The 12,934-nt window shown below is 48.4% G+C and carries 11 protein-coding genes, 2 rRNA genes and 1 riboswitch (1 of these 14 cut by a window edge); of the genes, 3 read left to right on the top strand and 10 right to left on the bottom strand.

Going from position 1 to position 12,934, the window contains the following annotated elements; all coding sequences use genetic code 11:
- Nucleotides 1–32: 32 nt before the first annotated feature.
- Entirely contained in the window at nucleotides 33–377 is a 345-nt protein-coding gene (locus GCU48_RS26960) for a hypothetical protein (protein WP_167518700.1), read from the top strand.
- 267 nt (nucleotides 378–644) lie between these two features.
- On the opposite strand, the gene purB is transcribed toward GCU48_RS26960, so the two are convergent.
- The 5 genes from purB to GCU48_RS14595 all read right to left on the bottom strand — a co-directional run bounded on the left by purB (nucleotide 645) and on the right by GCU48_RS14595 (nucleotide 5,038).
- Nucleotides 645–1,943, bottom strand: a complete 1,299-nt coding sequence (purB, locus tag GCU48_RS14615; RefSeq protein WP_025719145.1) for an adenylosuccinate lyase — start codon at nucleotides 1,941–1,943, stop codon at nucleotides 645–647.
- Nucleotides 1,944–1,945: 2 nt separating this feature from the next.
- Complete coding sequence (purK, locus tag GCU48_RS14610) at nucleotides 1,946–3,121, bottom strand: 5-(carboxyamino)imidazole ribonucleotide synthase (protein WP_152380477.1); 1,176 nt, start codon at nucleotides 3,119–3,121, stop codon at nucleotides 1,946–1,948.
- Nucleotides 3,118–3,603, bottom strand: a complete 486-nt coding sequence (gene purE, locus GCU48_RS14605; protein WP_152380476.1) for a 5-(carboxyamino)imidazole ribonucleotide mutase — start codon at nucleotides 3,601–3,603, stop codon at nucleotides 3,118–3,120. The genes purK and purE overlap by 4 nt, the downstream gene beginning before the upstream one ends.
- 147 nt (nucleotides 3,604–3,750) lie before the next feature.
- Nucleotides 3,751–3,852, bottom strand: a riboswitch (purine riboswitch).
- A 344-nt stretch (nucleotides 3,853–4,196) separates the two neighbouring features.
- Nucleotides 4,197–4,631, bottom strand: a complete 435-nt coding sequence (locus GCU48_RS14600; RefSeq protein ID WP_025719149.1) for a universal stress protein — start codon at nucleotides 4,629–4,631, stop codon at nucleotides 4,197–4,199.
- Between the two features lie 143 nt (nucleotides 4,632–4,774).
- The gene (locus GCU48_RS14595) at nucleotides 4,775–5,038 is read right to left on the bottom strand and encodes a DUF1294 domain-containing protein (RefSeq protein WP_010348778.1); all 264 of its coding nucleotides are present in this window, start codon (nucleotides 5,036–5,038) and stop codon (nucleotides 4,775–4,777) included.
- 190 nt (nucleotides 5,039–5,228) lie between these two features.
- On the opposite strand from GCU48_RS14595, the gene GCU48_RS14590 reads away from it, so the two are divergent.
- Nucleotides 5,229–5,357, top strand: a complete 129-nt coding sequence (locus GCU48_RS14590; RefSeq protein ID WP_007428828.1) for a DUF4023 family protein — start codon at nucleotides 5,229–5,231, stop codon at nucleotides 5,355–5,357.
- A 439-nt stretch (nucleotides 5,358–5,796) separates the two neighbouring features.
- Complete coding sequence (locus tag GCU48_RS14585; RefSeq protein WP_152380475.1) at nucleotides 5,797–6,951, top strand: type II asparaginase; 1,155 nt, start codon at nucleotides 5,797–5,799, stop codon at nucleotides 6,949–6,951.
- 185 nt (nucleotides 6,952–7,136) lie between these two features.
- Here the strand turns inward: GCU48_RS14585 and GCU48_RS26955 are convergent, their stop codons facing one another.
- The 5 genes from GCU48_RS26955 to GCU48_RS14565 all read right to left on the bottom strand — a co-directional run.
- On the bottom strand, nucleotides 7,137–7,274 hold the full coding sequence (locus tag GCU48_RS26955) for a hypothetical protein (RefSeq protein WP_167518699.1): 138 nt from the start codon (nucleotides 7,272–7,274) through the stop codon (nucleotides 7,137–7,139).
- 97 nt (nucleotides 7,275–7,371) lie between these two features.
- On the bottom strand, nucleotides 7,372–9,507 hold the full coding sequence (locus GCU48_RS14580; RefSeq protein ID WP_152380474.1) for a DNA topoisomerase III: 2,136 nt from the start codon (nucleotides 9,505–9,507) through the stop codon (nucleotides 7,372–7,374).
- Between the two features lie 127 nt (nucleotides 9,508–9,634).
- Nucleotides 9,635–10,627: a ketoacyl-ACP synthase III gene (locus tag GCU48_RS14575; RefSeq protein ID WP_152380473.1), complete on the bottom strand. Its 993-nt coding sequence runs from the start codon at nucleotides 10,625–10,627 to the stop codon at nucleotides 9,635–9,637.
- Nucleotides 10,628–10,825: 198 nt separating this feature from the next.
- A 5S ribosomal RNA gene (gene rrf / locus GCU48_RS14570) occupies nucleotides 10,826–10,942 on the bottom strand.
- A gap of 146 nt (nucleotides 10,943–11,088) precedes the next feature.
- Nucleotides 11,089–12,934 (bottom strand): 23S ribosomal RNA (locus GCU48_RS14565) (it continues 1,081 nt past the right edge of the window).

The raw sequence follows: 12,934 nt of genomic DNA, 5'->3' as shown, positions 1-12,934 counted from the left end.
GGGGCGAGCGCGTTCTGCTGGATTAAGGCTTGTTGGCACAAGCTTTAATCCAGCAACGCTTTTACGTTGGTGCAGGACAACGTTTTTACGAGTACGACATCGTAATGGCGTTGAAAGCTCTAAGCTGCAATTTTATATGCAAGCTTACGGGCTGCTGCGGCTCCGTGCATGCCGCAGACCATTCCGGCCCCGGGGCCGTAGCTCGGCATGCCATGCAGCCGAGCATTGGGCTTCGCCTGTTGTGCGCATATGCCTACGGCTGCGCACCTTTGTGGTGGCTCAAGGCTTCGCTTCTTGAGCCTGCGCGTTCTCGGGAGGGCAGCGGGCTGTTTGCTACGCAAATTCGGCAGCCCTCACGAGAACGTGGCCTGCGATAGAAAAGCAGTGGAACACGCTTTTCCCATTGCTCTGGGAGGGTGCGGTATCTTGTGTGCCGCACCTTCCCCTAGCTCTGCTCCCATATGAGGGTTGGTGCTGGATTGCAGCGGAGCGGACGGAATCGTTCTGGAGAAGCGTTAGCGTTTGCCTTTGCCTCTGGATTCCAACCTTTACGGGTTTATTACAATCACAGGAATCCAGGGGCAACAGCAATCGGAAGAATGATCCGTTCGCGCAGCGGCCTCTCCACGCACCAACACTCCCACTTACTCCCCTAATCCCAGCTTCTTAAAGATCGTATCTACGTTTTTCAAATGCCAAGCCGGGTTGAACGCGTCCTCGATTTCGTCCGGGCTGAGCACGGCGGTAATTTCTGGAGTAGCCTCGACGATTTCGCGGAACTGGCGTTGCTCTTCCCATGCCTGCATGGCACGCGGCTGCACAGTATCATAGGCTTTTTCACGACTAAATCCCTTGTCGATCAGCTTCGTCATAATACGACCGGAGAACGGTACGCCATACGTACGCGCCATATTGCGCTTCATGTTTTCAGGGAAGACCGTCAGATTTTTCACGATATTGCCAAAACGGTTCAGCATATAGTTCAGCAGCATCGTTGCATCTGGCAGAATGATACGCTCTACAGAAGAATGCGAGATATCGCGTTCATGCCACAGTGTCACGTTCTCATACGCCGATACCATATGCCCGCGAATGACACGTGCCAGACCGGAGATGTTTTCACTGCCAATCGGATTGCGTTTATGCGGCATCGCGGAAGAACCTTTTTGACCCTTGGCAAAGGCTTCCTCCACCTCACGGAATTCACTCTTTTGCAGTGCGCGGACCTCTGTAGCAAATTTGTCCAAGGATGTAGCGATCAACGCCAATGTCGCCATATATTCAGCATGACGGTCACGCTGGAGCGTCTGTGTCGAGATTGGAGCTGGCTTGGTGCCCAGCTTACGGCATACAAATTCTTCTACAGCTGGGTCAATGTTGGCGTATGTTCCGACTGCACCGGACATTTTACCGTATTGTACCTGATCAGCAGCATAGCGGAAACGCTCCAAATTACGTTTCATTTCCTCGTACCACAAGCCCATCTTCAGTCCGAATGTGGTCGGCTCGGCATGGACTCCATGTGTACGGCCCATCATCGGCGTATGCTTGTAAGCCAATGCTTTTTCCTTCAAAATTTCAATAAAATTCAAAATGTCCCGTTCCAGAATTTCATTCGCCTGCTTCAACAGGTAGCCCAGTGCGGTATCTACCACATCCGTGGAGGTCAGACCATAATGCACCCATTTGCGCTCGTCGCCCAGACTTTCGGATACGGTACGGGTAAAAGCAATGACATCATGTCTCGTCTCCTGCTCAATTTCATAAATCCGGTCAATATCAAAGCTTGCATTCTTACGCAGAGCCACGGTGTCCTCTTTCGGGATAACCCCTAATTCCGCCCAAGCCTCACAGGCACACAGCTCTACTTCCAGCCATGCTTTGAATTTATTTTCTTCCGTCCAAATTGCTCTCATTTCCGGTCTGCTATAGCGTTCGATCATAACTATTTATTCCCCCAAATATTGGTTTGGTCAATCCATTCCAGCGCTTGCTCCGCATCCTGGCACAATAGATTAATATGTCCCATCTTTCGGCCTGGCTTGGCTTCACTTTTTCCATACAAATGCAGCTTGGGCACAACATTCAATCTTTCAGCTTCGGCATCCGGCTGTATAAATCGCTGAACTACATCCTCCAAATGCTCACCCAGCACATTAACCATGACCACCGGATTCAGCAGCTTCGTGCTTCCCAGCGGCAAGCCGCAAATCGCACGTATATGCTGCTCGAACTGCGATGTCGCGCAGCCCTCCATCGTGTAATGACCGGAGTTATGAGGTCTCGGTGCCAGCTCATTCACGTACAATTGCCCGTTTTCGGCAACAAACATTTCTACAGCAAGCAGTCCGACCGCCCCTAACGACTCGGCCACAGCTACCGCCAGCCTGCGTGCCTCCTCCTGCACAGATTCCGGGACACGTGCGGGTACAATCGACGTGTGCAAAATATTGTTCACATGAATGTTTTCCGCAGGTGGAAAGGCTTTGGCTTCGCCATTCGTGCTGCGTGCGACGATGACCGAGATTTCGCAGCGAAAACGAATAAACTGCTCCAGCACTAGCTCAGCACCGCTAGCCGCCAATTGTTCGTAGGCTGCTACAGCTTCCTCCGGCTGGCGAATGACCACCTGTCCCTTGCCGTCATAACCGCCGACTGTCGTTTTGAGAACACACGGGACACCTAGTTCAGCAACCGCTTGAACCAGATCCGTAGCACTGCTGATTTCACGATACGGAGCCACAGGAACGCCTGCCGCTTCAATAGAACGCTTTTCACGCAGACGATGCTGTGTTGTGTACAATAGATTGCTGCCCTGCGGTACACTGGACTCCTGTTCCAACAGCGCGGCTACACCCGCATCCACATTTTCAAACTCATACGTGATCACATCGCACTGCCTAGCCAGCTCTCTGGCTGCATGCTCGTCATCATAAGCGGCGCGAATCTGCTCCGACACCTGCCCACATGGACTATCCGGTGCCGGGTCCAGCGTCACAAAGCGGTACCCCAGGTTAGTTCCCGCCAATACAAGCATTCTGCCCAGCTGTCCGCCTCCCAAAATTCCAATCGTTGTGCCAGGAGGACGAACACAGCCTGCAGGTTCACATGCCTCATTCATAGTGAATCACTACCTTCCAGCACCTCATCACGGATACGGTCGCGTCTTGCCACGACCCGCTGGCTTATCTTTTCGTCAAAAGCACCTAATATTTGTGCTGCCAGCAGACCTGCATTCGTAGCACCTGCCTTGCCGATTGCCACAGTGGCAACTGGAATACCACCCGGCATCTGCACAATCGAGAGCAGAGAGTCCAGACCATTCAGCGCCTTCGACTGGACAGGCACACCGATAACGGGCAACGATGTCTTCGCAGCCACCATTCCCGGCAGATGGGCGGCCCCGCCCGCTCCGGCAATAATGACCTTCAGCCCGCGCCCGGCGGCATCTTCTGCATAATGGAACATCAAATCCGGTGTACGATGGGCTGAAACTACCTTTTTCTCATATCCGATTTCAAGCTCGTCCAGCACAGCACATGCATGTTGCATGGTGTCCCAGTCTGATGTGCTGCCCATAATGACAGCGACCTGCACTGACATGTCCTTCACTCCCTGTTTATCAATAAGCGCCAAAAATCCGGCACTCGAAAATAACGTTATTTTCAAGACACCGGACTACGAAAAAACAAACGACAGAACTTCATAAAGGCATGCCAAAAGCAAGCCTGTTCCACCGCACCAATGCGGCTTCAGCCGTATGTCTCCCGTAGTCCGGAATTTTAAGGTTTCCAGGTAGAAACTTCCGGGCCATATCCCCGGCATTATACGAGTCAGCATTGTGCCTAATCCATCCCCAACGCTATACGTTCCTAGCATAATCGTGATTTGTTTCGGCTCAAACACGTGTACTTTATTAAATTGTACCTAAAGTTCATTTTTTATCGACAATACACTTCATAGTTTAACAATTCCCTACACTCTATGTCAACTTGAAAACGAACATTATCAAAATCATCCAATTGAATGTTCGTGTTTGATAAAATCAACACGCTTATATACCTGAGAGTCTGACAACAGTAGCACATTTAGCCAACTCTCTGCCTCAACTAATAATAGCGGACATTATACTATACAGAAAAAAAGTCGGCACTTCCTGTACAGAAAGTAATCCGACTTTTACTCATTTTATTCTGTTACTTAACGACCAGCACAGGAATGCGCGCATGCTGCACCACATTGTGACTCACGCTGCCCAATACAAATTCACGAATACCACCCAAGCCGCGGCTACCGATCACAATTACATCAAAGCCATTTTCATTAGCATAATCCAAAATAACTTCGGCTGGCGAACCTTGAATCAGTTCTACCTTGGCATCCACACCTTGATCAGCAAGTCGCTTTTTAACTTCATCCGTGGTTTGCTCCGCCAAATCGTAATATTCTTTATTTATCGAAGCCGGAATCGGGGCCAAACCCTCGCCCATGAAGATTCGTGGAAAATCAAATGCCGTTACGACCTCAAGCTTCGAGGACGGTGATGCCTTGGTTAATTCAGCGGCCTTTAGCAAGGCCTTGTTGGCTGCATCCGAACCATCATAAGCGAGCAATATTTTTGAAAATAGCATCATAAACACCTCTTCTTTTTCAGTTTGTTAAATCCAAGCCTGAAATATGTATTCCTTTGCACGCTTGCATAATACATTCGTGGACGCTGAAGTAGCCGCCTTACTCATCATTAAACATCCCTATAAGAGCCTAAACCCCGGCTTTACCGCAAAAAATATCCATATAGCAATGCGTTAATGAACAGCAACGCAGGAATACCGAGTCTAAAGCTCATATGTCGTGTTTTATGGCGCTTACGGTACATCGCAATCAACACACCCAATGCCCCTCCGATCAGGGCCAGTAAAAACAGGGTCCTTTCGGGGACGCGATCACGATGCTTACGCGCTCTTTTTTTATCCTCCGACATTACCAGATAGCCTACTGCATTGATAAACAGCAGCCATACGAACAAGCCTGTCTGCAATGTCTCTCCTCCTTTTGCACACCGTACCCATCAGGTATTAGTTCATATGGAACGCTCTCACCCCCATTATACCCCCGCCCCTTTTACAGAAACAATCCTCTTCTGACTGGAATAGCGCTTTTACGGATATAGTAACGTGGTATGAGGAAAATCCTCACCACATCTATTTTGTCTCAAAGGAGGACCTGCGATGGAAAGCACCCATGAATACGTTGAAAAGCTGCGAGAAAATGCAAAAAAAGCGGAGCACAATCGTAAACGAGGAAAAGGAACTCCCAGTGCCAGCTTGCCAACCAAACAGCATACCAAAAACCCTTGATAAGGACACTGTCCAAGCTGTAAAGCCATGTATAAATGGATCCAATCAGCTTAACTTGCAGTTTCCTTTGATGAAGTAAGACAAACTGTTTGTTCAGCTTCCACAGAAAACAGTAAGCAGATTCCTTTTTGGGATATCGGCTTGCTGTTTTTGCATTTGGCGTGAGATCCATTGAATACGAATGCTACCTATTGTAAAATTGCCTTAAGCTCACAAGTTCTCTCATCGTACGCAAAGTACTATGATGCAAAAATCAGACAAAAAGTAGAACAAAGCGATCACATCTTTAGAAAATAAGTTTTAAAGTCATATTTTCTAACATTTATATTGACTAAAAACAATTTCACCCTCTATAATTCGTGATATTAACGTAATTCGACAATTTTCTCAGTTAATCTATCATTATCATTCAAGTTTTGACATTCGAGAGGAGCTTAATATGATTAACATGAAAAAAATGACGATGATTCCCCTATTGGCTGGCCTTATTCTCGGAAGTACCTTATGGAATGGTGGATTTACGAACACCGCAGCAGCAGCCACCAGCACTACTACACCTGCTTCGATCTCTACAACTTCAAACAAAACTGAAAAAACAGAAACCAATCATTTACCCAATATTAAAATACTTGCTACCGGAGGAACCATCGCAGGATCATCTGCTGTCAATACCGATACAACAGGCTACAAAGCAGGCTCACTAGGTGTTGAAACCTTGATTAAGGCTGTTCCTGAGATGAAAAGTATTGCAAACGTCAGCGGTGAACAGATTGTAAACATAGACAGCTCTGATATGAATAACGACATCCTCTTAAAACTTGCCAAACGTACCAATGAACTGCTTGCCAGAGATGATGTAGATGGAGTCGTAATTACGCACGGTACAGATACATTGGAAGAAACCGCCTATTTCCTGGATCTTGTGGTCAAAAGCGATAAGCCTGTAGTTGTCGTTGGCTCTATGCGTCCAGCTACAGCGATCAGCGCCGACGGTCCCTTTAACCTCTATAATGCTGTGAAAGTTGCTGGAGCTTCGAGCTCCAAAGGTCAAGGCGTACTCGTACTACTGAATGACCGCATTGGTGCAGCAAGATACGTCACCAAGACGAACACGACTGCTGTAGATACGTTCAAGTCCGTGGAACAGGGGTATCTGGGAGCTGTTGTCGGAGATCAAGTGTATTACTATAATAAATCTGTACGTAAGCATACAACTGCTTCCGTATTCGACATCTCCAATCTGACCGAGCTTCCACAGGTAGATATTTTATACGAATATCAAAACAACGGTCGCTATCTGTATGATGCGGCTGTAGCGGCTGGTGCCAAAGGAATCGTTGTAGCAGGTTCTGGCAATGGCTCCTTGTCCAAAGCCTCTAAAGAAGGTGCTGAGGCTGCTGGCAAAAAAGGAGTCATTATCGCCCGCTCCACGCGTGTAGGAAGTGGAGTCGTATCTCCATCGACGAAAGACGCGGCATCGAACTTTGTTTCCACCGATTCGCTTAATCCGCAAAAAGCACGGATTTTGCTCATGCTCGCTTTGACCCGAACGCATGACGTAAATCAAATCCAATCCTTCTTCAATGAATACTGAGAATAGTCCCAAAGCAATATAACAATCATTACCCCTTTTTACTACAAAAAAGCAGCAGTGACGGTATAAATATCACCGTTCTGCTGCTTTTTTAGTAAGATAATGGCAGATATAAGGGACTGCTCCATCCGAAATTTAATTGCCATAGTCTTACAAGCTATTCTGCCAGCCCGCCTATTCCGCGATCATGACTGTTGCTTGGGAATTCCATTTAGGCTTGGAGGATATTTGGCTTGCTTCTCTGGATGAGGAGCGATTTCTTCCTCCAGTATACTTGATTTATTTTGCTGATTATTGATTTTAAGCGGCTTATGCTTTGGCATAATTGCTCACCTCCTCGGCTTACCATGCCAAGGAGTGAGCGTTTTTATACCGACGTACACCTGATATTAATCAGCTTATATCTACTTTTGGCCTTCCTTACTTGCCTTGCTTTTGATCCATGGCCGCCTTTAGCAGATCACCCAAGCTGGAACCAAAAGATTCCTGCTTTTCATATTGTTTTACCAGCTTTTGTTGTTCGCGTTTGTTTACCCGCTGCTTGTCCTTATCCAGCGTCTCGGTAATACCGCAAGACAGACATCTTACATACAGTCCCGCTTTGCCTTCTTTCATTTCCATCTTCTTATGACATTGCGGGCAACGCCGGTTCGACAAACGTTTTTCCCCTGCACGACGGTAACCGCAATCCGTAATTGGACATACCAGAAACTTGCCCTGTTTACCTTTCTTCTCCAATAGCTTTGTACCACAATTCGGGCAATGACTGTTCGTTACGTTATGAGGCTTATATTCGGCATTGCTATTTTTTACAGTGGAAACCAGTTCTTTCGCCATAGCACGAATAGAGTTCAAAAACGGCTCCGGTTTCCCTTGACCACGCGCGATTCGTTCCAGCTCCGCTTCCCAGCGTGCCGTCAGCTCAGGTGTTCGAAGCTGCGGAGCCGCCAACTCGATCAGCTGCTTACCTTTCCCCGTTGGATGCATCACGTTCCCCTGGCGCTCAATCGTATCCGAGCTGACGAGCTTCTCGATCAGATCGGCGCGGGTAGCAGGAGTACCTAGTCCATGCTTCTCCATCTGGGCGAGCAAGGCCGCTTCCGTGTACCGCTTCGGAGGCATCGTTCGTCCAGCTCGCACAAGGCAACGCTGTATGCGGACGGCATCTCCTTTTTTCAGTTCAGGCAAAATAACGCCGCGTCCTGTGTTCTCCCGATCGTCTGCTTCTTCATCGTCCATGTCATAATGGCTTCCGTCATATACAGCCCGCCAGCCACTATCTTTTATGGTTGTGCCTTTGACCTGAAATGTCTCCTGCCCTACCGTGACCGATACCGCTACAGCATCATAGCGTGCAGGCGGATAGAACAAACTGATAAAACGACGTGCAATCAGGTCATACAGCTTGCGTTCCTCCGGGCTTAGCTGATTAAGCAGCAATGTCTGCTCTGTAGGAATAATCGCATGGTGATCCGTAACTTTACTGTCATCCACAATTCGCTTTGTGATCGGCAGATTGTTGCGCAGCAAGGGCCGTGCCAAGGATGCATACGGGCCTACAGCTACACTGCTGAGCCTTTCCTTCAGTGTACCTACCATATCAGAGGTTACATACCGACTGTCTGTACGTGGATAGGTGACCAGCTTATGCTGTTCATATAGACGCTGAAGTACATTAGACGTCTGTTTGGCGGAAAAGCCATAACGCTGGTTAGCGTCTCTTTGCAGTTCCGTTAAATCATACGCCAATGGATGAGGCTCATTCTTTTCACTCTTTTTAACACTAGCAACTGTCCCTTGGACACCCTCCAGTCTACGGCGCAAAGCCTCTGCTTGCGTACGGTCAAACATACGTGAATCCCCGTTTTCTGCCCGCCAAGCTGCCTGAAAGTCTCCAAAATCCGCTGTCAACGTATCATATTCCTGAGATCGAAACTGGGTAATCTCTTTCTCACGTTCCATGATCATCCCCAGCGTTGGCGTCTGCACTCTTCCAGCCGAAAGCTGCGCGTTATACCGGCAAGTCAATGCGCGGGTCACATTGAGCCCAATCATCCAGTCTGCTTCAGCTCTACAGCGAGCAGATTCATATAAACGATCAAACTGCTGACCAGGCAATAGCTTTGCAAAGCCTTCCTTAATCGCCTTGTCTGTCTGTGAAGAAATCCATAAGCGCCGGAAAGGCTTTTTCCAGTTCGCCATTTGTATGATCCAACGTGCCAACAATTCTCCTTCACGAGCAGCGTCTGTTGCCACGATCAGCTCACCAATGTCCTGTCGCTTCATAAGCTGCTGCACAGCTTTGAATTGATGATTGCTTTCGCGCAGTACCTTTAGCTTCGAGCTCTTTGGAAGAATGGGCAAGTCCTCCAAATTCCAGGATGCATATTTAGAATCATAATCTTCCGGCTCTGCCAAGCCGACCAAATGCCCCAATGCCCATGTCACCACATACTTGGGTCCTTCTATATGACTTTTATGCTTCTCGCGGCTGCCCATCACACGTGCAATTTCTCTGGCCACGGACGGTTTTTCTGCCAATACCAATACCTTCATGTTACGCTCCTTTCTCTCATAGTTTAATTATACCATCCAGCCATCCTACGATAAATCTATGTCAATGGCTCTTATCAGCATCTTTTATACATACTATTCATATTAATTTTACATGGATTAGGACATCTTATAAATCAGGCACACTCCATTTTAATAGCAGACCCGCATATGTCAGGCCGCCTCCAAATCCGTATAAGATGACATGTTGCCCATACCGTAAACGCCCATCATCCAGGCCACATTGTAAAGCCAACGGGATAGATGCCGCCGATGTATTTCCATAAAACTCTACACTTGTCAGCGTCTTCTCCACAGGTATTATGCTTCTTTCACATATGGACTCGATCATTCTCAAATTAGCGCTATGAGGTACAAACCAGTCAAGATCTTCCTTCTTCATATCTGCCTGATTCAATAGACGTTCGACTCCCGCTGGAACGGAGCGAACAGCCCATTTATACACCTCACGTCCATTTTGGGCGATAAATCCATGATCTTGCAGCTTCTCTCCATCCAAATTATTTGATAATCCTGTACGGTAAAGATGTGCTCCCCCTTGGCCATAAGTTCCAATATCCGCGGTCAAAAATGCCCCCTCATCCTCGTCGTATTCAACAAGTGCAACCCCTGCCCCATCTCCAAAAAGTACACATGTCGTCCGATCCGTGTAGTCTGTGATTTTGGATAACGTTTCCGCTCCCACCACTAACACCTTGCGGTGCAGACCACCCGTAATAAGACCATTTGCCAAATGAAGTCCATAGGCAAACCCTGCACAGGCTGCACTAATATCCATCGACCCCGTATCCAGGATATTAAAATGAGCCTGAATACGTGAAGCCGTACTTGGGAAGTAGTAATCAGGGGTACTCGTCGCTACAATGATCATATCAACATCATTTATATTTACGTCATACAGGTTAATCATACGTGTAATTGCTTGTATACATAAATCTGAGGCGTATTGATCTTCAGCTGCAATTCGCCGTTCACGCATACCCGTTCGTTGTACAATCCACTCATCACTCGTATCCACGAGCTTCTCTAAATCGGCATTCGTTAAAATCCGTTCAGGTACATAAGTACCAAGAGCCGTTAACTTTGCTTTTGAATTCAACAATCTGACCACTCTCCTTTGTTATCCTTAATCACATTATAACACCAGATACTAATACCTGGTACTAATTTATTTTAAATTTATTTACACGATGATGAGTCCATCTTAATTTGCACCTATTTCTTTAAATATATAAATATCACTGCTTTCAACGCAAAAAAAGAGTCACGATCTTAGAAGATCATGACTCTTTTAACTGTTGCTTGGCAACGTCCTACTCTCCCAGGACCCTGCGGTCCAAGTACCATCGGCGCTGGAGGGCTTAACGGTCGTGTTCGGGATGGGTACGTGTGGAACCCCTCCGCTATCGCCACCAAACATGAATTTGCATCGCAAATTCTTTTTCAGGTATCAGCATCGCCAAATGCTGTGTGTTCGCTTGTCCAGCCTAAGCTACTTGAGCTTACGCTACATCAAACTTACACCCTGAAAACTGGATCCGAAACTTCATTGCGTCTTATCTTTAGGATAAGCCCTCGACCGATTAGTATTGGTCAGCTCCATGCATTACTGCACTTCCACCCCCAACCTATCTACCTCGTCGTCTTCAAGGGGTCTTACATACTGGGAAATCTCATCTTGAGGGGGGCTTCACGCTTAGATGCTTTCAGCGCTTATCCCTTCCGTACATAGCTACCCAGCGGTGCTCCTGGCGGAACAACTGGTACACCAGCGGTACGTCCATCCCGGTCCTCTCGTACTAAGGACAGCTCCTCTCAAATTTCCTACGCCCACGACAGATAGGGACCGAACTGTCTCACGACGTTCTGAACCCAGCTCGCGTACCGCTTTAATGGGCGAACAGCCCAACCCTTGGGACCTACTTCAGCCCCAGGATGCGATGAGCCGACATCGAGGTGCCAAACCTCCCCGTCGATGTGGACTCTTGGGGGAGATAAGCCTGTTATCCCCAGGGTAGCTTTTATCCGTTGAGCGATGGCCCTTCCATGCGGTACCACCGGATCACTAAGCCCGACTTTCGTCCCTGCTCGACTTGTAGGTCTCGCAGTCAAGCTCCCTTCTGCCTTTGCACTCTTCGAATGATTTCCAACCATTCTGAGGGAACCTTGGGGCGCCTCCGTTACTCTTTAGGAGGCGACCGCCCCAGTCAAACTGCCCACCTGACACTGTCCTCGTACCGGATCACGGTACCAAGTTAGAACCTAGATACGATCAGGGTGGTATCCCAAGGATGCCTCCCCTCAAGCTGGCGCTCAAGGTTCAACGGCTCCCACCTATCCTGTACAGATCGTACCCAAATTCAATATCAAGCTGCAGTAAAGCTCCATGGGGTCTTTCCGTCTTGTCGCGGGTAACCTGCATCTTCACAGGTATTAAAATTTCACCGGATCTCTCGTTGAGACAGCGCCCAAGTCGTTACGCCATTCGTGCGGGTCAGAATTTACCTGACAAGGAATTTCGCTACCTTAGGACCGTTATAGTTACGGCCGCCGTTTACTGGGGCTTCGGTTCATAGCTTCGCTCCGAAGAGCTTACCACTCCCCTTAACCTTCCAGCACCGGGCAGGCGTCAGCCCGTATACTTCGCCTTGCGGCTTCGCACAGACCTGTGTTTTTGCTAAACAGTCGCTTGGGCCTTTTCACTGCGGCCCCCTCGGGCTATTCACCCTACCGAGGCACCCCTTCTCCCGAAGTTACGGGGTCATTTTGCCGAGTTCCTTAACGAGAGTTCTTCCGCGCGCCTTAGAATTCTCTTCTCGCCTACCTGTGTCGGTTTGCGGTACGGGCACCTTCTCCTGGCTAGAGGCTTTTCTTGGCAGTCTGAGATCATGACCTTCGCTACTACAATTTTCGCTCCCCATCACAGCCCAGCCTTATGATGTGCGGATTTGCCTACACACCAGCCTCACTGCTTAGACGGACATCCATCAGTCCGCGTCACTACCCTACTGCGTCACCCCATCGCTCATAACGGATTACGGTGGTACAGGAATTTCCACCTGTTGTCCTTCGACTACGCCTATCGGCCTCGCCTTAGGTCCCGACTTACCCTGAGCGGACGAACCTTCCTCAGGAACCCTTAGGCTTTCGGCGGATCTGATTCTCACAGATCTTTTCGTTACTCATACCGGCATTCTCACTTGAATGCAGTCCAGCGCTCCTTCCGGTACACCTTCAACCCGCATTCAACGCTCCCCTACCCCTGATGCAAGCATCAAGCCATAGCTTCGGTGGTGTGTTTAGCCCCGTTACATTTTCGGCGCAGAGTCACTCGACCAGTGAGCTATTACGCACTCTTTCAATGGTGGCTGCTTCTAAGCCAACATCCTGGTTGTCTGTGCAACTCCAC

Origin of the sequence: Paenibacillus brasilensis (assembly GCF_009363115.1) — a bacterium.
Lineage (GTDB): Bacteria > Bacillota > Bacilli > Paenibacillales > Paenibacillaceae > Paenibacillus > Paenibacillus brasilensis.
Note: the sequence above shows the minus strand (reverse complement) of the source record. Positions and strands in the feature narration are given on the sequence as shown.